The sequence below is a fragment of the Leclercia sp. S52 genome, assembly GCF_039727615.1.
GTDB lineage: Bacteria > Pseudomonadota > Gammaproteobacteria > Enterobacterales > Enterobacteriaceae > Enterobacter > Enterobacter adecarboxylatus_B.
On the sequence record NZ_CP152474.1, the window covers coordinates 68,678 to 93,586 of the forward strand.

The window sequence follows — 24,909 nt, forward strand, 5'->3', positions numbered from 1 at the left end:
GGAGATGACATATGCACTGGCAACCCTTTCGCGGCACCGCGCCGACCGGCATGACCCTCTACAGCGCGTCCTTTCCCGATGTCAGCGACAACTGGCCGATGAAGGACGAGGTGACGCGCGAGCTGAACGCCGTCGATCGGGCCTTAAAGGCGGACCCGCAGCTGAAGCCGCCGCTGATTGAAAAGGACGCCAATGGCGAGAAGACGATAAAGTGCCAGCACCGCTGGTCTGAAGAGGCGTTCACCGCACGCCCCGCAGTCGTCGCCTGGCGTACCCGGCTGGTGCCCACCGCGCTGGCCCTGTACGCCATCCAGAACCCGCTGGATGAGCATCTCCCCGACGGCACCCGGATGGACAGCCGCAGCCGCCAGTGGTTTATCCACGCCAACGATGCCATCGGCATCCGTTCCCGCGCAAAGGTGCTCTCGGTGCTGGCGGAACAGTACCTGCATAACGACATCGACAACGTCTGGGTCAGCCTCGCCAGCGGCGCGGCCGTCCCGGTGCTGGAGGCGCTGCGCGGCGCCCATCTGGACGGACAAAACGTGCATCTGACCCTGGTGGATTACGATCCCGTCTCCCTGCGCTGGGCAGAAAAAATGACCGCTGCCGAAGGGCTGAGAGTCGGGGAACAGGTGACGATATTGCAGCGCGATCTAAAAGAAAGCCTGATCAACAGCGATAAACTGATACAGGAGCTGGGTGAAGGCAACGTCGAGCTGGTGGATGCGCTGGGGATCTTCGAATATTTCAACGACGCTGAAGCGGTGACCTTCCTGCAACATGTCCTGCGCCTGATTAAACCCGGCGGGGCGCTGATTATCTCGAACATGCTGACCAGCAGCCCGCAGATTGATTTCGCCCTGCGCTGTATCGGCTGGACGCCCATCTTCCCGCGCACGTTGCAGCAGCTGCAGGATATTCACCTCGCGGCTGGGATCCCGGCGGAAAACGTCACGGTGATCGTGCCGAAAGACGGGGTATATGCGGTGATGGAGATCCGTGTGGGCCAGGCCGTTCAGGCCTGACGCATTTCGTAAGCCTCATCACAATATAAACAGAACTCATACCTGGCGCGGGTTTTTTGAACCGGACAGCGCCCCCCCGTCTGCCTTAAGTTGGTTACGAACGTTCAACACATAACACTAACCAGAACATTCGTATCGCCTGCTTAAGGAAGTCACCCTATGAATCAGACGCATGTTGTCGATGTGAAGGCATGGATAGATGCCCGGCCTGTCTCACGCTTTCAGTGGAAGGTCCTGCTGCTCTGTTTTGTCATCATTATGCTTGATGGTTATGACGCCGCGGTCATGGGGTTTATCGCCCCGGCGTTAATCGAAGACTGGGGCATCAGCCGCTCCGCACTCGGCCCCATCCTCGGAGCGGCGATGTTCGGTGTTGCCATCGGCGCGCTGGTCGCCGGACCTCTGTCGGATCGCTATGGCCGTAAACAGGTTCTGCTATGGTCGGTGGCGCTCTTCGCCATTTTCAGCCTTGCCGCCGCGCTGGCGCAAAGCCCGGCACAACTCGCGCTGATTCGTTTTCTGACCGGGCTGGGGCTGGGGGCCGTCATGCCGAACTGCGTCACGCTGGTGGCGGAGTATATGCCGGAGCGTCGCAAGGGGTTGATGATCACCCTGATGTACAGCGGCTTTAACGTTGGCTCCGGGCTGGGCGGGTTTATTGCTGCGGCGCTGCTGTCGCACTTCAGCTGGCACTCGGCACTGATTTTTGGCGGCGTGCTGCCGCTGGTGCTGCTGCCCTTTATGTTTGCCATGCTGCCGGAGTCGGCGATGAGCATGGTCGCGCGCCGCGTTCCGCCCGCGCAGATTGCCCGGGTGCTTAACCGGCTGGGCGGAACTTTCACGGCTGATACTCTGTTCAAACTCAATACCCCGGAAATTTCCCGCCGCAGCAAAGTCGCGCAGCTGTTCCGCAACGGCTATGGCCGCGGAACGGTGGCCCTGTGGCTGACCTACTTTATGGGGCTGTTTGTCATCTATCTGCTCAATGGCTGGCTGCCGACTATCCTGCGTTCAGGCGGGTTGTCGTTGCAGCAGGCGGCTATCATCACCGGTCTGTTCCAGCTCGGCGGCCCGCTGGGCGGCATCATTGTCGGCTATCTGATGGACCGCACAGCCGCGAAGAAAGTGATTGCCGTAACCTATTTCCTCGGCTGTCTGTGTCTGCTGTCGCAAGGGTTGATGGACTTCGGGTCGCTGGCGCTGGCGGTACTGATTTTTATCAGCGGCATGTGTATCAACGGCGCACAGAATGGCCTGCAGGCCTACTCCCCCGCCTTTTACCAGACGGAAATCCGCGCCACCGGCGTAAGCTGGATGCACGGTATCGGTCGTACGGGGGCCATTCTCAGCTCAACGCTGGGTGGGGTGATCATGCTGGCGGTGCCAGGGCACTCTTCCATCTTTCTGGTGCTGGCGTTACCGGCCTGTCTGGCGGGGATCGCTATTTTGCTGCATCGTATGAACCGCATTAAGCCTCGGGAAACAGAGGCAGAATTAAACGCACTGTCGCAAACCGTGCATAACCGATAAGTGGAGTAAATTCATGGCCAGAATACTCGGCGGGATCGCCGTCTCGCATACCCCGACCATCGGCTTTGCCGTCGATCATCATAAACAGCAGGAGGCGGCCTGGGCACCTATCTTCCAGAGCTTTGAACCGCTGAAACGCTGGCTGGACGAGAAAAAGCCCGATGCGCTGGTCTATATCTTTAACGATCACGTCACCGCCTTTTTCTTTGATCACTATTCCACGTTCACCCTCGGGATTGACCACGAGTATGGCGTGGCGGATGAAGGCGGCGGCGCGCGCGATCTACCGCCGGTGAAAGGCGATGCGGCACTGTCGCGCCATATCGGTGCCAGCCTGATGGCTGACGAGTTTGATATGTCGTTCTTTATGAATAAAAAACTCGATCACGGGCTGTTCTCACCGCTCTCCGCCCTGATGCCCTGGGAGCAGGAAGCCGGCTGGCCGACAAAAGTGATCCCGTTGCAGATCGGCGTACTGCAATTTCCGGTACCCAGCGCCCGCCGCTGTTACAAGCTGGGCCAGGCGCTGCGCCGGGCTATCGAGAGTTACCCGGAGGAGATCAACGTGGCGATTGTCGCCACCGGGGGCCTGTCGCATCAGGTACATGGCGAGCGCTGCGGTTTTAACAATCCCGACTGGGACGCGCAGTTTGTCGATATGCTGGTGAACGACCCGGAAAAACTGACCGAAATGACCCTGGGCGAATACGCGACGCTTGGCGGTATGGAGGGCTCAGAGGTGATCATGTGGCTGGTGATGCGCGGTGCGCTGTCGGCGAACGTCACCGAAACCTGGCGCGATTACTACCTGCCGTCGATGACCGGCATCGCCACTCTGATCCTCGAAAACAACGCCCGCACGCCGCCTGTTGATACCCTTAGCCGCCACCGCCAGCATATGGCGCAGCAGCTTGCCGGGGTAGAAAATCTGCCGGGCACCTATCCGTTTACCCACGAGCGGAGCCTGAACGGCCTGCGGCTGAACAGCTTCCTGCACCAGCTGACGCAGCCGGCCTGGCGCGAACGTTTCCTGAATGAACCGCAGGCGCTGTACGCCGAAGCGGGTCTGAGCGAGCAGGAGCAACGCCTGCTGGATAGCCGCGACTGGCGTGGCCTGATCCAGTATGGCGCCAGCTTCTTCCTGCTGGAAAAAATGGGGGCGGTGGTCGGCGTTTCTAACCTGCACATTTACGCGGCCATGCGCGGACAAACGCTGGAGGAATTCCAGAAGACGCGTAATCAGCAGGTGACGTACTCAGTGGCGGGCCGCTAACCCTGCGCCACCTGTTGATGGATAAACCCCAGCAGCGCCTGGGTTGCTGGTGAGGGCAGGCTGCCTTCGCGGAAGGTCAGCCCGATGCGGCGGGTGGTATCCGGCAGGCTCACCGGCAGCACGGTGAGCAGGCCATTATCAATTTCAAAACGCATCTGGCTGGCTGATACCGCTGCCAGCATATCGGAGTCACGCAGTAACCCGCGCACCATGGCGGCATCGCCGGTTTCGACGGTCGGTTGCGGCAGCGGCAAATGCAGGGTCAGGAAGGCCCGATCCAGCAGATGACGCGCGGGGGCATTGGAACGCGGTAACACCCACTGCGCGTCGGCCAGTTTGCTGCGCGGATCGGGATCGTTCAGCAATGGGTGGTTATTACGCAGCAAAATGAGCATATCTTCTTCAAACAGCGCTTCGCTGCTGAGGTCCGGCAGATCCTCATCCTGACGCAGCGCACCAATAATAAAATCAATATTACCGGCCCGCATGTCCGACACCAGGGACTCATACGGGCTTTCATTGGTGATCACCCGGATACCCGGGTGACGCGCCAGAAACGCGCCGATCACCACCGGCAACAGCCGGGTACGGCTCAGCGGCAGCGCGCCGATGCGCACACTGCCTTCCAGCACCCCGCGCCGCGCCGCCAGATCGCTCCAGATATTCTCCAGCTCATTCAACGCCCGGCTGACAGGCGGATAGAGCAAATCTGCCGCCGGAGTGGGGCGTACGCCTTCAGCGGTACGGCGAAACAGCGCCGCATCGGCCCCCTTTTCCAGCACTTTTAACGCTGCACTGACCGCGGGCTGGGTCACGCCCAGCTGCGTGGCGACGGTCTGGGTATGATTGACATGATAGAGCTGAATAAAAATCTCCAGCCGTCGGGTATTAAACAGCCAGGCAGCATCCGGCACCGCCGTGGCACGGGCCTTAAGCTTATGCATCAGCGTGGGCACGGCCTGTAAATCGTCGATGGCGCGCTGCGCGCGGGGCAGAATGCATTTGCCGTATTCCGTCAGGACCATGCCGCTGTGATGCCGTTCAAACAGGGTGACATTCAGGCTCTCTTCGAGGTCACGGATCGCCCGGGTGATGGCCGACTGCGTACGGAATAAATCATCGGCTGCCCGCGAGACGCTGCCGCGCTGAGCAACCCGGCAGAAAAAGCGCAGCTGCATGATATTTATTGTGTTATTTCGTTTTTCTGTCGCCATGATTCGCCCGATCCCGAAATGTGAATTTATCGACAACATAAATAAAAATCATAGCATTCGCAACTTAACGAATTACCCGCCTGCGCCCGGACATGACACTCTGAAAAAAACAGCAGAGGAAGTCATCATGTCTCATCCGGTTAACCAAAAAAAGTGCCCTTGTTGTCAGCGCCCATTCTGCCGATTTCGTCTGGCGTGCGGGCGGTGCGATCGCCCTGCATGCCCAGCAAGGCTATCAGGTTCATGTGGTGTGTCTGTCGTTCGGCGAGCGTGGGGAATCGGCCAAACTGTGGCGCAAAGGCAATATGACAGAAGAGACGGTAAAACATCACCGCCGGGAAGAGGCGCAGGCCGCCGCCGATATCCTTGGGGCCAGCATCGAGTTTTTTGATATCGGCGACTATCCGTTGCGCGCCGATAACGCCACCCTGTTCCGCCTGGCCGATGTCTATCGCCGCGTGCAGCCGCACTTTGTGCTGACCCACTCGATGCACGATCCCTACAACTACGATCACCCCCTGGCGTCGAACCTGGCCCAGGAAGCGCGGATCATCGCCCAGGCGGAAGGCTATCGCCCGGGAGAGACGGTGGTGCAGGCGCCGCCGGTGTACTGCTTTGAACCGCACCAGCCGGAACAGTGCAACTGGAAACCGGACGTGCTGCTGGATATCACCAGCGCGTGGGAGAAAAAATACCAGGCCATTCAGTGCATGCAGGGCCAGGAGCATTTGTGGGAATACTACACCCGCGTGGCGCTTCAGCGTGGCGTGCAGGCAAAACGTAATATCGGCATCACCGCCGCGCGCGATATCGTTCATGCCGAAGGCTTCCAGAGTATCTTCCCACGCGTGACGGAGAACCTAGCATGAACCTGTTGAATAAAAAAGGGATTGTAGTGCGCAACCTGCCGCGCCATGACCACTCAACCCTGCGCCTGTTTGCCGCCGCGGGCGTGGCCACGCTGCACGAAGCGTATCAACGTCAGGGGCTGATGAACCCGGCTATCCGCCCCATCCAGCAGGGGGTAAGCCGCGCCGGAAATGCCGTTACCGTACTGGTGACCCCTGGCGATAACTGGATGTTCCATGTGGCGGTAGAGCAGTGCCTTCCGGGGGGATATTCTGGTGGTAGCGCCAACCTCGCCCTGTGGCGACGGCTTTTTCGGCGATCTGCTGGCGACCTCGTTGCAGTCCCGTGGCGTGGTCGGGCTGGTGGGCGATATCGGGATCCGCGACTCGCAGACCCTGCGCGAAATGGGGTTTGCCGTCTGGTCGCGCCAGGTCTATGCCCAGGGCACGGTGAAAGAGACGCTCGGCTCGGTGAATGTGCCGGTGATTTGCGGCGGCCAACTGGTCAACCCCGGCGATGTGGTCGTTGCCGATGATGATGGCGTGGTGGTGGTACCGCATGCTGACGCCCGATCGGTACTGGCGAAAGCGGAAACCCGCATGGCCAATGAAGAGGCGAAACGCGATCGGATGCGCAACGGCGAGCTGGGGCTGGATATCTACGCCATGCGCCCGCGGCTGGCAGAGAAAGGGCTGCGCTACTACGACAATGCGGATGACGTGGAGGGTTAAGATGGCGCAACGCAGAATTCCCTGCCTGATGATGCGTGGCGGCACCTCGAAGGCCGCCTGCTTCCTGGCGGATGACCTGCCTTCAGATGACACTCTGCGCGATGCGGTACTGCTGGCGGTAATGGGTTCCCCGGATGCCCGGCAGATCGACGGCATCGGCGGGGCCGATCCGCTGACCAGCAAAGTGGCGATCGTTCGCCGCTCCGCCCGCCCGGATGCTGACGTCGATTACCTCTTTGCCCAGGTGAATGTCGATAGCGCGACGGTCGATTACGGCCAGAACTGCGGCAATATCCTGGCGGCCGTCGGTCCGTTCGCCATCGAGCGCGGATTAATTGCACCGGCCACGCCCCTGACTCAGGTGCGGATCTATATGGAGAACACAGGGCAACTGGCGATTGCCGAGGTGCCCTGTGGTGACGATGGCGTGGAGTATACGGGCGATACCCGCATCGATGGCGTACCGGGTACCGCCAGCAAAATCGTCCTCAACTTCCTGGACGTGGCGGGCTCCAGCTGCGGTGCCTTACTGCCAACCGGCAAGGCCACTGACCGTTTTGACGGCATCGGCGTTACCTGTATCGACAACGGCATGCCGGTGGTGCTGCTGCGCGCCAGCGATCTGGGCCGCAGCGGCTACGAAACCCGTGAGCAGCTGGATAATGACCCTGAGCTGAAGCAGCGTCTGGAGTCGATCCGCCTGCAGGCCGGGCCGCGCATGAACCTGGGCGACGTGTCGCAACGCACGGTACCCAAAATGACGCTGATCGCAGAGCCGCGTGCCGGAGGCGCACTCTGCAGCCGTACCTTTATTCCCCATCGCTGCCATGCCTCGATTGGCGTTTTTGGGGCGGTGAGCGTCGCCAGCGCCTGCCTGATCCCCGGCAGCATCACCGCCGGGCTGGCGCAGGTTGCTGGCGGAAACGCGCCGGTTCTGAGTGTCGAACATCCCAGCGGGGAGTTCAGCGTAGCGCTGCAACGCAATGCCGCTGGCGAACTGGCAGGCTGCGGCCTGTTGCGCACTGCCCGCCTGCTGTTTGCGGGTGAGGTCTGTATTCCGGCCAGCATCTGGCCACGTAAGGAGTCAACATGACGGCAATAACCTTTATTGGTTTTGGCGAGGCGGGCGGTATTTTTGCCAGCGAACTGGCGCGGGATCATGCCGTCACCGTCTGGGACTGCAAGCTCAGCGGCGCAGAGCGCGAACCGATGCTGACTAAAGCCCGTCAGGCTGGCGTACGTGCCGCCGGCTCGCTGGCGGAAGCCCTTGAAGGCGCGGCGCTGGTCTTCTCGACCGTCACGGCGGGTTCTGCCCTGGATGTGGCGCAGCAGGCCGCGCCGCTGTTAACGGCCGGGCAGTATTTTCTCGATCTCAACTCGGTGGCGCCGCAGACCAAACGCGATGCCGCCCGCCATTTCCTGCCCGGCGCGTATGTCGATGTGGCGGTCATGGCGCCGGTTCCCCCTGCACGACGTAAATCACCGCTGCTTGTCGGCGGCCCGCAGGCAGAGGCGATCGCGTCGGTACTGAGTGCGATGGGGTTAAACGCCCGCTCTGGCGCAGACGAGATCGGGAAGGTGTCGGCAATCAAAATGTGTCGCAGCGTGATGATCAAAGGGCTGGAAGCCCTTACCACCGAATGCCTGTTCGCTGCTCGTGAATACGGGGTGGAGGAAGAGGTGCTGGCCTCGCTACACGCCAGTTTTCCGTCGCTGGGCTGGAACGGGGAGTTCCCCGGTTATCTGATCGGCCGCGTCGCCGAGCACGGTATCCGCCGCAGCGAAGAGATGGAAGAGGTGGTCAAAACCCTGCGTGACGTGGGTGGCGATGGGGTGATGAGCCAGGCGACCGTGCAGGCGCAACGCCAGTTACCCGAGAAGATGGCGGAGCGTGGGGTGAGTTATGCTGCGCTGGCCCCCTTTGTGTGGCAGGTGCTGGCCGGGAAGGTGAAGGGGTAGGGCTGTGGCGCAGGTTATTTACTTTTTATGGGGGAAAGCGATGGCTGCCCCCCCCTTTTTAAGGATATTTTTTGTTTTGCTGCACTATATGTGAAACGCTACGCGCTTCCCCGTCGGAAGCTCAATATCCAGACTCAGCTTCCCGCCCATGGCTTCGATGTAGCGTTTAAGCGTAGCGATTTTTAGCTCATTCCCGCGCTGTTCAAGTTGAGTGACTGCGGGCTGGCTGATCCCCATCACCTCAGCGACGTGCTTTTGCGATAATTTCAGCTCTTCGCGCATCATTTGCAGACCCGTTTCGAGGATCATTTCGTCGGCCATCTCTTTGATGCGTTTTTTGGCTTTCAGGGGAACGCGAAGTGATCGCTTCATTCAGGGTTTTCAATTTTTTGTCTCCATTGTTGCTAATCATGAATCGTATAAGCTACGACTTATAAATGCACGTGCTTATGCTTGAAGTAGATTCCTTTCTCGACCATGATCGCATTATGAAAATCGAAACCGCAGTTCCCTCACAATTTGAACGTCTCGTCGCGATCTGGGAGTCCTCCGTTCGTGCCACTCACCACTTTCTGCAGGAGAGCGATATCGCGGCGTTACGCCCGCTATTGCTCAACGCTTATCTGCCAAATTTAAACGTTGTGATTGCCCGGGATGAAACCGGCGCTATTCACGGCTTTTTAGGCGTGGACGAAAACCGCATCGAAATGCTGTTTGTCGACGATGCGAGCCGGGGGAAAGGCGTCGGCTCGCTGTTGCTGAGGTACGCCATTGACCATTTCGGTGCTAACGAGGTGGACGTTAACGAGCAAAACCCGCAGGGCGTGGGGTTTTATCAGCATATGGGGTTTGTGCAAACCGGGCGGTCGGAACTGGACGGGCAGGGTAATCCGTTTCCGTTGCTGCATATGCGGTATGGCGGTTAACTACCGCACATTAGACCCTCTCCCCCTCTCCCTGAGAGCTTCCCACAAAAAAATATTAGCACGGTCGGCCCCCTCTCCATTTAGGGAGAGGGTTAGGGGAAAAGCTTGCAGAGATGATTTCCCGGATCTGGCAAGCCAGGCGCTGTTCGGGGATAAATTTCGTCATTTATTCCAGATACATACATAGGCTGTTGGAGAAACCGGAATGCCCGACGCGGGTTGGGTCAGAATAACTGCAGGTTTACAGGAAGGAGGAGTTGGTTTATCGGCAGTAGTATCCATTAAACCAATTAAAATGCAGAGCCCAATAATCAACGAATAGGGTAAATGGACAAAATCCTGAAATGCAGCATTTTTTAATCTTCGCCATTTGCTGAGAGGTCTTGAGGCATTTTCATACTCGTAAATAGGTTCATTATTTAAATAAGATTTATACCACCAATGATATATTTGTAATGGCTTCGGTTCCTTTATAAGCACATCTGACTCCTGGCGAAAATGTGCTTCAATGATTCTTATTCGATCAGCAATGGCGTACTGAAAAGTTTTCCATTTTGCCTCAAGATACCAGAAGCAAAGTGCTATTGACGCAATAGCAAACAACGTGATCGACGTTACATGTTTATCTGAATTGGTGCCCAATGCGAAACCGGCAACTGCTCCCGCACCGATCCATCCCTTTATAATCAATGCCCTGCGATCGTAGTCTTCGTATTGATCCTGCAGTTTTAAATATTCATCTTTAAGAAAATTGTCATTTTGATCTGCCATTTGGGGATCTCCTGGTGCTGAGACAGCATGCTATGATCAAATCGTAGCCCTGAAGAAAACGGATGCTATAAAGTTCATACGTTCGTCGTAAGCCCAAACAGTTTTCTCTCCGACCTAAGACGTTAAATGGCTTGAGCCGCTTGATTCTGGAAGCGCTGCTATCCACGATCGCATCATCAAAATCGAACCCGCCGTTCCCTGACAAAGGGCTTTTTGGGCGTGGACGAAAACCGCATCGAAATGCTGTTTGTCGATGATGCGAGCTGGGGAAAAGGCGTCGGCTCGCTGTTGCTGAGGTACGCCATTAACCATTTCGGCGCTAACGAGGTGGATGTTAACGAGCAAAACCCGCAGGGCGTGGGGTTTTATCAGCATATGGGGTTTGTGCAAACCGGACGGTCAGAACTGGACGGGCAGGGTAATCCGTTTCCATTGCTACATATGCGGTATGGCGGTTAACTGCCGCACATTCGACCCTCTCTCCTCTTTGGGAGAGAGGGGTTTCCAGAAGCCGATTAGTTACTCGTAATCTGCCCAACGATAACGCCGCGCACTTTCTTGCCATTGAAGTAATAAGAGACGGTATTGCTTTGAGTGAATCCGCCCTGAACGGGGGTTTCCCGATAAAAAAGAACAGCCTCCTTTTTTATTTCCTCATTATTACCGAATGACTGAGCGATATCCTGACGAGTGGCATCAAGCAGGGATCTCTTCCCTATGGAAACGCGAATCGATGCTGGGGATGCTACACACTCTTTATGATTGCCATCTTTAGCCATGGCAATAGCAGTGAGTAATCCTCTCCCCATTTCATTATCGGAAATAAACCAATAATTTATACCGTCTTTTGAATGCAGGCAGATCCAGCGAGCAGAGCTGTCTATCTGAATGGGTATATCAGCAATATCCGTCAGGGAAGTAGCCTCAATCTGAATGGCTTTGTTGCCGATAGTGACAACAGGAGAAAGCGAAAACGCTGATGCGATTTCCGGTAAAGGGATATCTTCCTGATAATATTGCGTTGCAAAGCCGGACATTTGATCTGCGTAAACGTATTGGCTGGCCGAAAGCAGCAAGAGGAGTAGACTCGATAAGTGTTTCATTTGACTATCAGCTCCGTATCCTCACTTTTCCAGATGCTCCTTCTGGCACTTAATGGAGCAATAATACATCCTTCAGATGAGTCTTCCGGATGCTGACTGCTTTTCCCATGAATTTTGAACGCATCTCTCCCGCACATATCATTTGTCGAATAAGGTGTAAGGCTGAGGGTATATTTCCCAGTGTGGGCAGAATTATGGGGCGCACCGATAGTATATTTTCCTCGCGGCAGAGGCCCGCTGTTCTTAACGCACTCCTGAGCGGGATCGTTCTTATATCCACTTGCCCCTGCGTAATCAGCATCGAACTGGTAGACTCCATCGAGATAAAATTTGTGTTCTTTTACGTCATATTCCCACGACATACTTCCTCCTTAGTCTCTTTCTTTCCATGTGTCCGAGTGGATAATGTTTCCGTCAAGGTAATGCCACGTGATTTTTTCATATGTCAGGTCGATATACTCCTGATGCGTGTTGCGCGCATTTTGAGGGTGTTTGATATCAAACATAACCGGCTCAATTTGAACGACCTTCGCGTTCTCTAAAGTTGTTTTGAAGTACGCTTCCTCCAGTCCGTTACAATTTATTCGATAAAATATGAATTCTGCTTTTTTTAACGTTTGGCCAGTGCTGAGAGCCTTGTATAACCAAGGGGATGATGAATCAATCTCTTTCATGAATGCATAAGAACTATATATGCGCTTGGATGTTATTTTTCCGGAAAATTTATCGATGGGTTGCTCGACTGAATGCATTAATTCGATAACTTCAATTGAACCCTCACGATTTTTTATGTCAACTGAACCTTTAATAGATCGGCCAGAATCATCTTCAAGCCACAAATAAACGGGTATGGCCATTTTCACCTCCTTATGTAGATTGAAAATAAAATAGCTTTAGTTAAAGGCTTAGAATGTGATTCGTGCCTGAAAAGAGTTTTAAAATAGTGCGGGATATTACTATTAATTATGGAATATTATTTACAGGGATTATCTATTGGATTAAATGCATTATCGCTATGCATTGCCGGGTGGCGGTTTCGCCTTACCCGGCCTACAAAACCTACAAAGATATCTGATTAAACCTGTGCAGCTGCGCAATCACCCCTTCATCCAGCGGCAAAAATCGTGAGTCAGTCATCACCTGCAACTCATCAGCAGAATTAAGCGCCGTAATGTAGCTTTTACGAAAAGCCGTTGGCGTCATGCGGCAGTATTTATTGAAGGCAAAAATCAGCTGCTTGTGACCGCTAAACCCGCAGCTGTAGCTGATATCGGTGATCGGAATCTGGGTATCCTTCAGCAGCCGCTTGGCCTTATTTATGCGGATCATGGTCAGATACTCTTTAAAGTTGTAGCCGCTGATCTTCTTAAAAATGCGCGAGAAGTGGTGGTAACTGACCCCGGCGTTATCGGCAATGGTGGTTAAGGTCAGCTCATCGTCAAAGTGCTGATTAATAAACTCAATGCCGTACTTCACCAGCTGCTGATCTTTATTTCTGACGGTGACCTGCTGGCGGTCATCCTGCACGGCTAGCGAGCCTAAAAGCTGATAAATCAGGGCGATACGGCTGAACGACGGCCGGGCATGCACCAGGTGCTCGACCAGCGCAATCACGCTGTTTCTGATGTCATCTGCCTGCTGACTGGTCAGGGAACCGTTCTCCATCAGCGGCGCAGGATGGGTCTCATCAAACAGGCTCGGCGCAAACTGGATCGTCAGCAGCTGGCTGTTCGGTGCGCGTGCCTCCAGGGAGTGGATCTCATCCGGGTTGATCCACAGCATGTCGCCGGCGGCAAAGACCGAGGTGCTATGGCCGAGGGTGACGGAAAACTCTCCCGACAGAATGCAGATCAGCTCCGGGGCCGAGTGCCAGTGCGGCTCGCAGTAGTACACCTCGGCGGCGAATACGTTCAGTTTCTCCGCGTCAAAGGAGATCAGTTCGTAGCCGCTGCCTTCATGGACGGTGGTCCCGGCCTGCTGCCGGGAGATCTTCCCTGGATGCTGGGTGACAGAAAATGGAAACATCGGCTGGCTCTCCGTCGAGTGAAGGCCCTCTTGCCGAAGCAAGTGGGCGCGATCGGACTTTACTGCTGTGATGCGGGCCCGGCAAGGGCTTCCGCCAGCTCCTCACGCGTAATATCAATCGTCAGGAATTCGGTTAGCGAGATAAACAGGCCGAAGACCAGATCGGGCGCAATCGCACAGAGTTTTTCGCGCACCAGCTGCTCAGAGACGCCATTTTTGCTGGCGACCAGCTTCACCACCCGGGCGAAGGCTGGCGGGTTGTTAATCAGCTGGGTCAACGAATTATTAATCTCCAGCGGGGCATAGCGCGGCGTGGCCCGCACGGTGATGGCAGTGCTCAATGCAATATCCCGTGACGATCGCGCCACGTGCAGGTGATATTCCCCGGAATCGACAATCCAGTCGCCGATGCCCGGGTGATAGCAGGCGAAGTCGTCCCGGTTAAGCTGCAGGGTCACGGTTTTGGTTTCGCCGGGTTCAAGATGCACCTTGGCAAAGGCTTTCAGGGCCTTCTCTTCACGCAGCAGTTCGCCCGCCGGGGCGGAAAGATAGAGCTGAACCACCTCTTTCCCCGCCATGCTGCCGCTGTTGGTCACGTCCACGCTGACGGTTAACGCCTGGCCTTCGTCCAGCTCGCTCACCGAGGTGGTTAGGCCGCTGTAGTCGAAGGTGGTATAGCTCAGACCAAAACCAAACGGGAAGCGCGGCGTGAGCTGACGGCGATCGTAATAGCGATATCCCACGAACAACCCTTCGCTGTAGTGGTGGCGCAGGTTCTCGCCAGGATAGCTGAGCCAGGCCGGGGTCTCTTCCAGGGTATTGGGCACCGTGACCGTTAGCTTGCCGCACGGGTTGGCGCGACCGAACAGAATATCCGCCACGGCACGGCCCATGCCCTGGCCGCCAAAGTGGGTTTCCAGCAGGGCTTTACAGTCGGATAACCATGGCATCACCACCGCATCGCTGTTGGCCAGCACCACCACCACGTTGGGCTGCACGCTGGCGACGGCGCGGATCAGCGCCTCATGCCTGGGCAAAATAGCCAGGTCTTTGCGGTCGCCGTTCTCCCCGTCCTCACCGATGGCGGTGCTGACAAACAGGATCGCGACGTCGGCATTTTTCGCCACCGCCACCGCCTGCGCCAGCGCCTGTTCATCGGTGGCGTTGTCATCTGGCGTGCCCACCGCGTACTCGATGTTGAAGTCGTTTCCGGCGACCTCAAAAATCTCGTCCAGCGGACGGTCGAGCATGTACGGCACGGTGGTGGCACAGCCGGAGCCCTGGATCACCGGCTCCTGGGCTGGCTTGCCCAGCACCGCCAGGGTGCGCTGTTTGCCTTTCTGCAGCGGCAGAATGGCGTCTTCATTTTTCAGCAGGACGATGGATTCAGTCGCCAGACGCTGCGCCAGCTGGTGATGCTGGTGAAAGTCGGCCTTAAAGCCCGGCTTGCGGTGGCGCTGGACTTTTTCGATCAGGGTCAGCATCCGCAGGCAGGCGGTGTCGAGGATATCAGCGGGGATCTCGCCCCGGTTGATGGCCTCGAGCAAATCCTGCTTGTCGAGCCGCGTTTCCGGCATCGCCAGATCGTTGCCCGCCAGCAGAGAGGCCGGACGGTTTTTGATCCCGTACCAGTCGGACATCACCAGCCCGTCGTACTGCCACTCATTACGCAGCACATCGGTCAGCAGCCAGGGGTTCTGCGAGGTCTGCACGCCGTTGAGCAGGTTGTAGGAGGACATCACCGTCCACGGATTCGATTTATCGATGGCGCGCTTAAAGCCTGCCAGGTAGATCTCTCGAAGCGCCCGCTCTTCAATCACCGAGTCCATCTCGGTGCGGTGGTATTCGGAGTTGTTGGCGGCAAAATGTTTCAGGCTGGCGCCCACGCCGTTGTCCTGCAGGCCATTGATCAGCGCGGCGGCAATATCGCCGCTCACCACCGGATCCTCCGAGTAGTATTCGTACCCGCGTCCGGCCAGCGGCGTGCGGCGAATATTGATGCCCGGCCCAAGCAGGATCCCGACGCCCATCTCCTGACACTCTTTCGCCAGCGCCTCGCCCATCTGATAAACCAGCGAAATATCCCAGCTGCAGGCCAGAGTTGAGCCGTTCGGGAAGCAGGTGGCCGGTCGGGATTTGCTGAATAATGCCTCGGAGCCGCCTTTCTGCTCTTCGTTCTCCACTTCACCGGCACTTTGCGCGATCACGTCGAGAAAATCGGTGATGTTCCAGCTTTCGCCCTGTTCAATCTGGCTGGTGCTGTAGCGCACGCCGTAGGTGCCGTCGGTCATCACAATGTCTTCAATGCCGTGCTGTGGCAGAGTGGCGGTGCGCCACAGGCCGCTGCCGGTAAGCAGGGCGACTTTATCTTCGGCGTTCATCGCTGCAATCAGGGTGTGGAAGTCAGTTTTCATGTTTATGTCCTTTGAGATCACAGCGCGTTAGCTTTGCGTAACGCAATGTCTTTGATGATGTTTCGGTAGGTATTTTCATCGAGGGTGTAGAAGAAGATGAACACCATGCTCAGGGCGAACATCAGGGCCGGGAACAGGGTCATCATCAGGTTGATGCCGTCCAGGGCACTGGCGCTGAGATGGTCGGAAGAGTAGTCAAAATAGTCGAGCATCAGCCCGGCGCAGCCGCCGCCAATGGCCATCGCGATTTTGGTGATGAAGTTGAAGAAGCCGTAAATCGCCCCTTCGGCACGCACGCCCTGTTTCCATTCGGCGTACTCCACGGTGTCGGCAATCATCGACCACATCGCCACAAAGCCCATCCCTAAGGTGATGCTGAACAGACAGACGCCGGTCATGATCAGGGTGCCGTTGCTGCCCGCGAGGAAATACTGGAACAGCATGCCGAGGATGCCGATCAGCAGCGCGAACTGCACCATGCGCTTTTTACCCATCATGGCGATCAGTTTTTCGGAGACCACGGTGCCTGCCACGTACGCCGCCGACTGGATCATAAAGAATTTGGCGGTAAAGGCCTCATCGCCCAGGGTGTATTTGATGAAGTAAATCGCGATCGCCATCCACACCGTGTAGGCGACGTAGAAGAAGACGGTAAACGCCGAGAGGTTGATTAACGGCAGGTTGCCGGAGACCGCGGCGACCATCTCTTTCAGCGTCGGGGCTTTTTGCTCCGGCTGGCTTTTAACGCGCTCTTTGGTCATGCCAAAGCAGGCGAGGAAGAAGAAGGTGGCGAGCAGGCTGAAGCAGCTGACGGCGAACACGTAGCCCAGTTTCTTATCGGCGAACTGTGAAATCAGCATATCCGCCGTGGTTGAGACAATCAGATACCCCACAATCGCCAGCACCATGCGGTAGACCGAGAGCGACGCGCGGGAGCCTTCATGCTGGGTGAGCATGTTGGTCATCGCGGAGTAGGGGGTGTTCACCGCGGTATAGGCCAGGCAATAGAGGGTGTAGGAGATCAGGGCGTAGTAAAACTTGAACTCGTCGCCCAGAGTACTGAAGCAGAGGATGGTGAGCAGCCCCAGCGGTACGGCACCGAACAGCAAATAAGGGCGCAGCTTGCCGTAGCGGGTATTGGTTTTATCGATCACGTAGCCGATAAAGATATTGAACAGGGCGTCCAGCACGCGGGCGATAACAAAGATCAGGCTCGCCTGAACGGCGGTGATGCCGTAGATGTTGGTGTAGAAGAACAGTAAAAACAGCGAAACAAACCCAAACGACAGGTTGGAAGCCAGATCGCCAAACCCGTAGCCAATCTTTTCCCGAACGCTGACTTTGACGTAGCTGCCCGAGGCGATGTCTGTTGTTTTCATGTTGTAGGGTACTCATTCTGATTTGTGTCGTCCTGAGTATACCGGGGCGCTAAAGAGCGGCTTGCCAGCCTTTGTTCACAGAGTTCCCATTTTTTGCGCGAGAGGGAGTTTGCGGTGGAGTTGTGAAGGGGGTCACAGGGAGTTGAGTTGGGAGAGGGGAAACATACGGGCATGAACTTCTCCCTCTCCCTGAGGGAGAGGGTTGGGGTGAGGGTGAACATCCCGCACTCGGTTTAACCCAGGGTCATGAAGCCAGCGCCAGCGCCCCTTCGATGCCTTTAAGCTTCTGCTGTGCCAGCTTTAATTCTTCCAGCAGCGCCTTCTCATGCGGGTTGTGTGCCATCACGACAATGCAGCCATCCATGACTTTCACCGTGACTTTATCCCCGGTATCAAACCCCGCCGCACGCAGCCATTTGCCGGAAAGGATCAGGTTTGGCGTACTGCGATCGAGACCTTGCGGGCGATATCCCACAATTAATGTACGCTCAGTTCCGGTTGCGGTGGTGTCTGGGGTAGAATGCGAATCAGCCATAATCAACTCCTTGATAGTTGGTGAGGTTAGCTCTCGTCGGGTATTGCGAGTACCGGGCGAGGGCGTTTCGACTCAGGTTATCCTCTGCTAAGGTACGTACCTGAATGGTTAGATATTGCTCTCATAGGTACGTACATGTCAACGGTTAAACGCGATCCAAATCAGTCAAAATCCGGTAAAGCACCGACTTTTCAGATTCGAATTACGCCGGAGTTGAAGGCACAGTTTGAGGCGGCTGCTAAGGCTGAGGGGATGAGTTTGGGGAACTGGCTTAAATCTTTAGGTCGTAAAGAATTAGAAAAATCAAAGAAAGTAGAATCGTAAGGTATTATATGAATTTGGGGAATAATCTTTAGCTTTGATTGGTTTTATTTTACTAGCATAATCACCAATATGATTATATTGAATAATTGGAGCATGTAAGGCTTAAAAAATAATTTATTATTTAATAACCCAGAGTATGTAATTAATAATATTTCAAATTTTGGCTTGTTGTTCTTTTTTAATTTCCGAGGAATATTCTCATAAGATTATTGTTATTTTAGTATGGGTTTCATTTTATTTATATTGTTATAGATGCATATATAACACTTCTTTTTTTTAGTATATTTGTCTTAATATTGTAATCTTTGAGAATAGAACAACACATCACTACTGACTCAAAAAATGTAGATAAACTTTACACATCTAGTCGCCCCACTTACCCTCAAATTAGCAATTTATAAAATAATATATTTTGCTGTAATGATTATCAGTCTGTAATAATTCTGGTTTAAATAATATTTACGTTTTAAAAAGTAGTAGCGTATTAATAGCTCTTCACTTCAAATTTAACGCTGCGTGGTGACCTGCCCCCAGGATTAGATACAACCTTCAGTTAGTAATGTCGGTTGGTTTTTCTTCATATTTCCCGTTTCGCCAGTCCGCTGCAAATTCAGCCGGAGTCTGGTAGTTCAGCGATGAATGTGGACGACACTCGTTATAATCCTGCCGCCAGTCATTAATCGTTTTCCTGGCGTGAACTATATCGCTGAACCAGTGCTCATTGAGGCACTCATCCCTGAATCGTCCGTTAAAACTTTCAATAAATCCGTTCTGTGTTGGCTTGCCCGGCTGGATAAGCCGCAGCTCCACCCCATGCTCATAAGCCCACTGGTCAAGTGCTCTGCAGGTAAACTCCGGCCCCTGGTCCGTTCTTATCGTCGCCGGATAGCCGCGAAACAGTGCAATGCTGTCCAGAATTCGCGTGACCTGAACGCCTGAAATCCCGAATGCGGCGGTAATCGTCAGACACTCCTTCGTGAAGTCGTCCACGCAGGTCAGGCACTTGATCCTGCGACCGGTGGCCAGCGCGTCCATGACAAAATCCATCGACCAGGTCAGGTTGGGCGCCTCCGGGCGGAGCAGCGGCAGACGTTCTGTTGCCAGCCCTTTACGACGTCGTCTGCGTTTTACGCCCAGCCCGTTAAGGTGGTAAAGGCGGTACACGCGCTTGTGATTAACATGAAGGCCTTCACGGCGCAGTAACTGCCAGATGCGTCGGTAGCCAAAACGCCTGCGCTCCAGTGCCAGCTCAGTGATACGCCCTGATAAATGCGCATCAGCAGCCGGTCGCTGAGCCTCATAGCGGCAGGTCGACAGGGACAAACCTGTAAGCCTGCAGGCACGACGTTGCGACAGACCGGTCGCATCACACATCAACACCACAGCTTCCCGCTTCTGGTCTGTCGTCAGTACTTTCGCCCCAGAGCCACCTGAAGCGCCTCCTTATCCAGCATGGCTTCAGCGAGCAGCTTCTTGAGGCGGGCGTTCTCTTCCTCAAGCGACTTCAGGCGCTTAACCTCGGGCACCTCCATACCGCCATACTTCTTACGCCAGGTGTAAAAGGTGGCGTCGGAAATGGCGTGCTTGCGGCAGAGCTCACGGGCAGAAACCCCGGCTTCGGCCTCTCGGAGAATACTGATGATCTGTTCTTCGGAAAAACGCTTCTTCATGGGGATGTCCTCATGTGGCTTATGAAGACATTACTAACATCGCGGTGTATTAATCAACGGGGAGCAGGTCAGTGGCAGTATAAACGCCACAATTTATTCTTAGCTTTATATTACCAAAACTATAGCCAAAAAACGTAAGGAATCGATTGGGCAGTAATCTGCCGATAAAATCTTTGGCAATCATGTCATTCTTAATGAAAAACCATGTATATGCACGATGCATGATCTAGTTTCCTTATCCTGTTTTCAATTGCTTGTACAGGCTCTACAGCATCTGATGCCGTTCATGTCTCGTCAATAAAACATTCTCTTCTTGAAAGCAGGCGAGATGGGGCTAGGACATGCTTTAAGCTTTACAGATAGTCAGTTCGTGGAGAGCATCACAAAGTCATTTTGATATAGAAGCGTGGTTACGGCAGTTATGTAATAGTTGAGAGCTTAGAGATTCGCTGTTGAGGTGATCTGGGTATGTTAACAGCATTTACATAAGTTTTATGCGATGGATAATTATATTTAATATATTACAATGATTTTTTACTATAACCGTGCATAGCAATTGATAAGAAGGATTAAACATGATTGGCTCAATTTGGAATAAATGGGATCTTCATATTCACTCTCCAATGACGCATATAAATAATAATTATATTAGAAAAGATATCGATTTATTTGTAGATGAAGTTATAAAAAGTGAACTGAGGTTGATCGCAATAACAAATTACTGGTTTCTCGCACCTAATGAGCTTGAAGTTATTAAGAGTAAGTTTCAAGAAAAAAATTACCCTATTTGCATTCTGGCTAATATAGAATTCAGAATTGCCCAGCCAAATAAGGCTGGAGAATGGATAAATATCCATGCGATTTTTTCTGAAAGCATTGGAACTGAAAAAATAAATAAGGCTCTATCTCGTATTAAACTACAAAACACCACCGATAATAAAAAGACAATATGGTGCAGTAAAGACTCTATGGATGAGGCAAAGATAAGTTTTGATGGAGCTATAATAGATTATGAAACGCTTTCAGAAGGACTAAAAGATGCTTTTATAATTGGCAAGGAATTTTTTATTGCAATATGTCCGAATGGCTATGGTGGCTTTCAGCCGGAAAAAACAGAAGGGCGTTCTGTGGCTGTAGCTAAAGAGATAGATAAGCTTGGAGATATTGTTCTTGGACGTGCCCGAGATCGTGATTTTTTCTTGCTAGATACCAGATATGAAGAAGCACCTAAAAAACCTGTATTCGTCTGCTCGGATGCGCATCAATTAGGTGATATTGGTAGTAAATTTACATGGGTAAAAGCTAAGCCAACATTCCAAGGCTTAAGGCAGACGATTTTTGAACCAGAAGAAAGAGTACAGCAGTCAAATGATTTCATTGAGCTGAATTATATAAAGCCTCACTTTAGTCGAATAGTGTTGTCAGGTGAAATTTTTAATGAAAACCAGTTATCATTTAATAAGCAGACAATCCCTTTAAATAAAAATATGGTTTCAATAATAGGTGGTCGGGGTACTGGGAAAAGTGTTTTTCTCGATGCAATGAAAGCTGTTTTAATGCCGGGTATAAATTCCTTTTCTGAACGAAATTTATCGACAAATGGTGTTAGCGTTTTTCTTGATAAAGGCTACGGTGAAGAGTCATCCATAATTTTTGATTCTCAAACGCAATCTCCTTATAATTATCTGCATGTTTCTCAGGGTGATATCGTAAGTTTTGCAAAAAATCCAGATAGTTTGAGTAATGAAATCAAGAGGATGTTGGGAATAAAAGAAAAAGAATATGATCCTATAAACTCGGGTTTATTATTAGACAATCTTTCAAAATATAGAGGGTTCGTCGATTATTGGAATCTTACCGACTCTCAGGGCAATAGGATCAATACTGATTCATTTCAGAATAAAATAATCAATGATAACCAGAAGCTTACAGAGACTCTAACTAATCCAAAAAATAAATCATTAATCTCTGAATATCAAAAAATTCTGAGGCTATTAATAAATCGCAGTTAGCATACAATAAGACACAAGAGTTACTCTCTTTCATTAATAGAAGTTTTACTGAAATTAACGAGAGAATTGAATATTATAATGTATTAGACGCTGTAAAACAAAAATTGCCTCCTGTACTAGATGCAGCATATGTTAGTTTGTTAAACGAAAATCTAGCAGCAATAAAAATTTGTATCGAAGAAATTCATAATAAAAATGAAGAGATAAGAAAAGGATTTGTAGAACAAGGTATTAATCAAGATATTTCATCCTTGCTAAGCAAACTTAGTGAATATCAAGAAAATATTGATAAAGCCAAGTCAAAAATAAATGAAATCGAAGAGTATAAGAAAAGGTATTTTACTTATGTTAAAGAACGAAGTGAATATGCTGTAAAATATAAAGAATTTATTGAAGAGCAAGCATTGGAAATACAGAAATTATATGATTTTCTTCATATAAAAAATGATAGTTGGAATGACGAGCAAAACTATATCGTTAAAGATATATTGTCAGATATTAATATAAGTGGAAAAGTTATTTTCGATAATGAAAAATTCTATAAAGGATTAGAAGGTTGTATTAATCGTGGTAAATTTAGGGCTTCCACTGAAAAAAGTACACAGCAAAAACTAATGGAAACGTTTAATGTACAGTCTTACGATGAATTTTTTCGGTTAATTAATAATGAAAAAGTCATTGACTCTGAAGGGAATGGTCAATTAATTTCAATAGAAGAATTTTTCTGGAAAAATGAGTATTTTAATCAAGGTGGACGTTACGAGTTAATGCATTATTTGTTTTCCACCGATAAAATGAAGGGGTATTTATATGTAAATGCCGAATTTACATATAAAGGTAAAACGGTTGATAAGCTTTCTGTTGGACAGCGTGGTACTTTTTATGTAAGTTTGAAGCTTGCTACGGATCCTTTTGGAAGTCCATTTGTATTCGACCAACCTGAAGATGATCTTGACAATAGTTTCATTATGAAGCAGCTTGTGCCACTTTTCAAAAAAATTAAAAAATATCGGCAAGTAATAATAGTTACACATAATGCAAATTTAGTTATAAATTCTGATTCAGAGCAAGTTATCGTTGCAAATTATGATGGTAGCCTTATAAGTTATGACGTCGGAGCAATTGAAGATGGCGATATTAAAATGCAGGATGGAATAAGATACCATATATGCTCCATTCTTGAAGGTGGACATGTTGCCTTTTCTGTGCGCGAAAAGAAATATGGTATTCAATAAAATGCTCCCCCCTGTAAAGGGGGGGGTAATACTATATTAAATCTATTTTTATAAAAGTAGAGCTAGTATGTGGGAATTGTACGTGTGAGAGAGTAAATACTTTAAGTAATTTAAAGAATTATAAGAAGTTTCAAATACTCATGAGCGTTATTTTGGCGGAAGATCACAGGAGTCGAACCTGCCCAGGACCGCTGGCGGCCCCAACTGGATTTGAAGTCCAGCCACCTCACCGGAGATGACGATCTTCCGCGCCTCGATTGCTACATGGAGGCGGGGCGCATTATAGCTACTTTCAATCATTTACCCCATCTTTTCCCTCACTTATTTCACCCCTTTTTTGACCTGTGTTAACCCCTCCAGACTAAACCTTAAGAAAATCCTCACGTTACGATTTTTACTCCCGCACTTTTACCGCGATCACAAAAAACAAGAAACGTAAAAACGTAACCAGAAAACGCAATACCTGCCTGGGAGGCCTTGGTTTACAAAATATGTAACCGGTCTCAGCGCCCTACGCGTGAAGGAATAACAATGAAAAGCGAAGTTTTATCCGTCAAAGAGAAAATTGGTTACGGCATGGGTGACGCCGCAAGTCACATCATTTTCGACAACGTCATGCTCTACATGATGTTCTTCTACACCGATATCTTCGGTATCCCCGCCGGGTTCGTCGGCACCATGTTCCTGCTGGCGCGTGCGCTGGATGCCATCTCCGACCCCTGCATGGGGCTGCTTGCCGACCGTACCCGCAGCCGCTGGGGGAAATTCCGTCCATGGATCCTGTTCGGTGCCATCCCCTTTGGCCTGGTCTGCGTGCTGGCCTACACCACGCCGGATCTCAGCCTGAACGGCAAAATGATCTACGCCGCCGTCACCTACACCCTGCTGACCCTGCTCTATACCGTGGTCAACATCCCGTACTGCGCGCTGGGCGGAGTGATCACCAACGACCCGACGCAGCGTATCTCCCTCCAGTCCTGGCGCTTCGTGCTGGCGACGGCGGGCGGCATGCTCTCCACGGTGCTGATGATGCCGCTGGTGAACCTGATTGGCGGCGAGGATAAGGCGCTCGGCTTCCAGGGCGGCATCGCGGTGCTGTCGGTGGTGGCCTTCCTGATGCTGGCGTTCTGCTTCTTCACCACCAAAGAGCGCATCCAGGTGCCGCCGAGCACCACTTCCATGCGCGAAGATCTGCGCGATATCTGGCAAAACGACCAGTGGCGCATCGTCGGGCTGCTCACCATCCTCAACATTCTGGCGGTCTGCGTGCGCGGCGGCGCGATGATGTATTACGTCACCTGGATCATGGGCTCGCCGGAGCTGTTCGTCGCCTTCCTCACCACCTACTGCGTCGGCAACCTGATTGGCTCCGCGCTGGCGAAACCGCTCACCGACTGGAAATGCAAAGTCAGCGTCTTCTGGTGGACCAACGCCCTGCTGGCGGTGGCGAGCGTGGCGATGTTCTTCGTGCCGATGCAGGCCAGCATCACCATGTTCGGCTTTATCTTCGTGATTGGCGTCCTGCACCAGCTGGTGACGCCGATCCAGTGGGTGATGATGTCCGACACCGTCGATTACGGCGAGTGGACCAACGGTAAACGCCTCACCGGCATCAGCTTTGCGGGCACGCTGTTCGTGCTCAAGCTGGGCCTGGCGCTGGGCGGGGCGTTAATCGGCTGGATGCTGGCAGGCGGCGGCTACGATGCCGCAGCCAAAACCCAGAACGGCGCCACCATCAGCATCATCATCGCCCTGTTTACCCTGGTCCCGGCGGCGTGCTACCTGCTGAGCGCGGCGATCGCCAAACGCTACTACAGCCTGAAGACGCCATTCCTGATGAAAATCATGAACGACCTGGCGCAGGGCGCGCGTCGTAATCAGCAGGATTTCAACACCCTGCCGGTCAGCAAAGAATTGCAGAACTAAGAGGA

At 52.6% G+C, this 24,909-nt stretch carries 18 protein-coding genes, 1 tRNA gene and 5 pseudogenes; 12 read left to right on the top strand and 12 right to left on the bottom strand.

What is annotated here, in order from left to right:
- The first annotated feature begins 11 nt into the window (after positions 1-11).
- The 3 genes from AAHB66_RS00340 (at position 12) to AAHB66_RS00350 (ending at position 3,831) form a co-directional block, all read left to right on the top strand.
- Positions 12-1,028, top strand: coding sequence for a class I SAM-dependent methyltransferase (locus AAHB66_RS00340; protein ID WP_347114821.1), 1,017 nt, complete (start codon positions 12-14; stop codon positions 1,026-1,028).
- Between the two features lie 159 nt (positions 1,029-1,187).
- Positions 1,188-2,558 carry an aromatic acid/H+ symport family MFS transporter gene (locus AAHB66_RS00345; protein ID WP_347114822.1) on the top strand — a complete coding sequence of 457 codons (1,371 nt, stop codon included), beginning with the start codon at positions 1,188-1,190 and terminating at the stop codon, positions 2,556-2,558.
- A gap of 13 nt (positions 2,559-2,571) precedes the next feature.
- Positions 2,572-3,831 (top strand): gallate dioxygenase, encoded by a 1,260-nt coding sequence (locus tag AAHB66_RS00350; RefSeq protein ID WP_347114823.1) that lies wholly within the window; start codon positions 2,572-2,574, stop codon positions 3,829-3,831.
- Here AAHB66_RS00350 and AAHB66_RS00355 read toward each other — a convergent pair.
- On the bottom strand, positions 3,828-5,045 hold the full coding sequence (locus tag AAHB66_RS00355; protein WP_347114824.1) for a LysR family transcriptional regulator: 1,218 nt from the start codon (positions 5,043-5,045) through the stop codon (positions 3,828-3,830). The genes AAHB66_RS00350 and AAHB66_RS00355 overlap by 4 nt on opposite strands.
- 127 nt (positions 5,046-5,172) lie before the next feature.
- Here AAHB66_RS00355 and galB point away from each other — a divergent pair.
- From galB to AAHB66_RS00375, 4 genes and pseudogenes are all read left to right on the top strand, one after another.
- Positions 5,173-5,914: pseudogene (gene galB, locus AAHB66_RS00360) on the top strand (4-oxalmesaconate hydratase).
- A pseudogene (locus AAHB66_RS00365) lies at positions 5,911-6,625 on the top strand (4-carboxy-4-hydroxy-2-oxoadipate aldolase/oxaloacetate decarboxylase). Before galB ends, AAHB66_RS00365 begins: the two co-directional pseudogenes overlap by 4 nt.
- Before the next feature lies 1 nt (position 6,626).
- Positions 6,627-7,718 carry a 4-oxalomesaconate tautomerase gene (locus tag AAHB66_RS00370; protein WP_347114825.1) on the top strand — a complete coding sequence of 364 codons (1,092 nt, stop codon included), beginning with the start codon at positions 6,627-6,629 and terminating at the stop codon, positions 7,716-7,718.
- A complete protein-coding gene (locus AAHB66_RS00375) occupies positions 7,715-8,584 on the top strand; it encodes a DUF1932 domain-containing protein (RefSeq protein WP_347114826.1) in 870 nt (289 codons plus the stop codon). Before AAHB66_RS00370 ends, AAHB66_RS00375 begins: the two co-directional genes overlap by 4 nt.
- Before the next feature lie 84 nt (positions 8,585-8,668).
- Here the strand turns inward: AAHB66_RS00375 and AAHB66_RS00380 are convergent.
- A pseudogene (locus AAHB66_RS00380) lies at positions 8,669-8,969 on the bottom strand (helix-turn-helix domain-containing protein).
- 103 nt (positions 8,970-9,072) lie between these two features.
- On the opposite strand from AAHB66_RS00380, the gene AAHB66_RS00385 reads away from it, so the two are divergent.
- Complete coding sequence (locus AAHB66_RS00385) at positions 9,073-9,510, top strand: acetyltransferase (RefSeq protein WP_347114827.1); 438 nt, start codon at positions 9,073-9,075, stop codon at positions 9,508-9,510.
- Positions 9,511-9,672: 162 nt separating this feature from the next.
- Here AAHB66_RS00385 and AAHB66_RS00390 read toward each other — a convergent pair whose 3' ends face one another.
- Positions 9,673-10,281: a hypothetical protein gene (locus tag AAHB66_RS00390; protein ID WP_347114828.1), complete on the bottom strand. Its 609-nt coding sequence runs from the start codon at positions 10,279-10,281 to the stop codon at positions 9,673-9,675.
- Positions 10,282-10,488: 207 nt separating this feature from the next.
- On the opposite strand from AAHB66_RS00390, the pseudogene AAHB66_RS00395 reads away from it, so the two are divergent.
- Positions 10,489-10,740, top strand: a pseudogene (locus AAHB66_RS00395) (GNAT family N-acetyltransferase); the annotation flags it as partial.
- Positions 10,741-10,796: 56 nt separating this feature from the next.
- On the opposite strand, the gene AAHB66_RS00400 reads toward AAHB66_RS00395, so the two are convergent.
- The 7 genes from AAHB66_RS00400 to AAHB66_RS00430 all read right to left on the bottom strand — a co-directional run bounded on the left by AAHB66_RS00400 (position 10,797) and on the right by AAHB66_RS00430 (position 17,737).
- On the bottom strand, positions 10,797-11,384 hold the full coding sequence (locus tag AAHB66_RS00400; protein ID WP_347114829.1) for a hypothetical protein: 588 nt from the start codon (positions 11,382-11,384) through the stop codon (positions 10,797-10,799).
- Complete coding sequence (locus AAHB66_RS00405) at positions 11,381-11,746, bottom strand: tlde1 domain-containing protein (RefSeq protein ID WP_347114830.1); 366 nt, start codon at positions 11,744-11,746, stop codon at positions 11,381-11,383. The genes AAHB66_RS00400 and AAHB66_RS00405 overlap by 4 nt, the downstream gene beginning before the upstream one ends.
- A gap of 9 nt (positions 11,747-11,755) precedes the next feature.
- Complete coding sequence (gene tssD, locus AAHB66_RS00410; protein ID WP_347114831.1) at positions 11,756-12,241, bottom strand: type VI secretion system tube protein TssD; 486 nt, start codon at positions 12,239-12,241, stop codon at positions 11,756-11,758.
- Between the two features lie 202 nt (positions 12,242-12,443).
- The gene (locus AAHB66_RS00415; RefSeq protein WP_347114832.1) at positions 12,444-13,409 is read right to left on the bottom strand and encodes an AraC family transcriptional regulator; all 966 of its coding nucleotides are present in this window, start codon (positions 13,407-13,409) and stop codon (positions 12,444-12,446) included.
- A gap of 59 nt (positions 13,410-13,468) precedes the next feature.
- Complete coding sequence (locus AAHB66_RS00420; RefSeq protein WP_347114833.1) at positions 13,469-15,823, bottom strand: glycoside hydrolase family 3 C-terminal domain-containing protein; 2,355 nt, start codon at positions 15,821-15,823, stop codon at positions 13,469-13,471.
- 17 nt (positions 15,824-15,840) lie between these two features.
- Positions 15,841-17,202, bottom strand: coding sequence for an MFS transporter (locus tag AAHB66_RS00425; RefSeq protein WP_347114834.1), 1,362 nt, complete (start codon positions 17,200-17,202; stop codon positions 15,841-15,843).
- 244 nt (positions 17,203-17,446) lie between these two features.
- Entirely contained in the window at positions 17,447-17,737 is a 291-nt protein-coding gene (locus tag AAHB66_RS00430; protein WP_347114835.1) for a SymE family type I addiction module toxin, read from the bottom strand.
- 135 nt (positions 17,738-17,872) lie between these two features.
- Here AAHB66_RS00430 and AAHB66_RS00435 point away from each other — a divergent pair, with 135 nt between their 5' ends.
- Positions 17,873-18,061: a toxin-antitoxin system HicB family antitoxin gene (locus AAHB66_RS00435; protein WP_347114836.1), complete on the top strand. Its 189-nt coding sequence runs from the start codon at positions 17,873-17,875 to the stop codon at positions 18,059-18,061.
- Between the two features lie 549 nt (positions 18,062-18,610).
- Here AAHB66_RS00435 and AAHB66_RS00440 read toward each other — a convergent pair.
- Positions 18,611-19,731, bottom strand: a protein-coding gene (locus AAHB66_RS00440; RefSeq protein WP_105580531.1) for an IS3 family transposase whose coding sequence is annotated in 2 segments (ribosomal slippage) — positions 18,611-19,473 and positions 19,473-19,731 — 1,122 coding nt in all. Because the reading frame shifts where the segments join, the coding sequence is not laid out codon by codon here.
- Positions 19,732-20,306: 575 nt separating this feature from the next.
- Here AAHB66_RS00440 and AAHB66_RS00445 point away from each other — a divergent pair.
- Positions 20,307-22,978, top strand: a pseudogene (locus AAHB66_RS00445) (TrlF family AAA-like ATPase).
- 153 nt (positions 22,979-23,131) lie between these two features.
- Here AAHB66_RS00445 and AAHB66_RS00450 read toward each other — a convergent pair.
- Positions 23,132-23,226, bottom strand: a tRNA-Sec gene (locus AAHB66_RS00450).
- 283 nt (positions 23,227-23,509) lie between these two features.
- On the opposite strand from AAHB66_RS00450, the gene AAHB66_RS00455 reads away from it, so the two are divergent.
- A complete protein-coding gene (locus tag AAHB66_RS00455; RefSeq protein ID WP_347114837.1) occupies positions 23,510-24,904 on the top strand; it encodes a glycoside-pentoside-hexuronide family transporter in 1,395 nt (464 codons plus the stop codon).
- Positions 24,905-24,909: the final 5 nt, after the last annotated feature.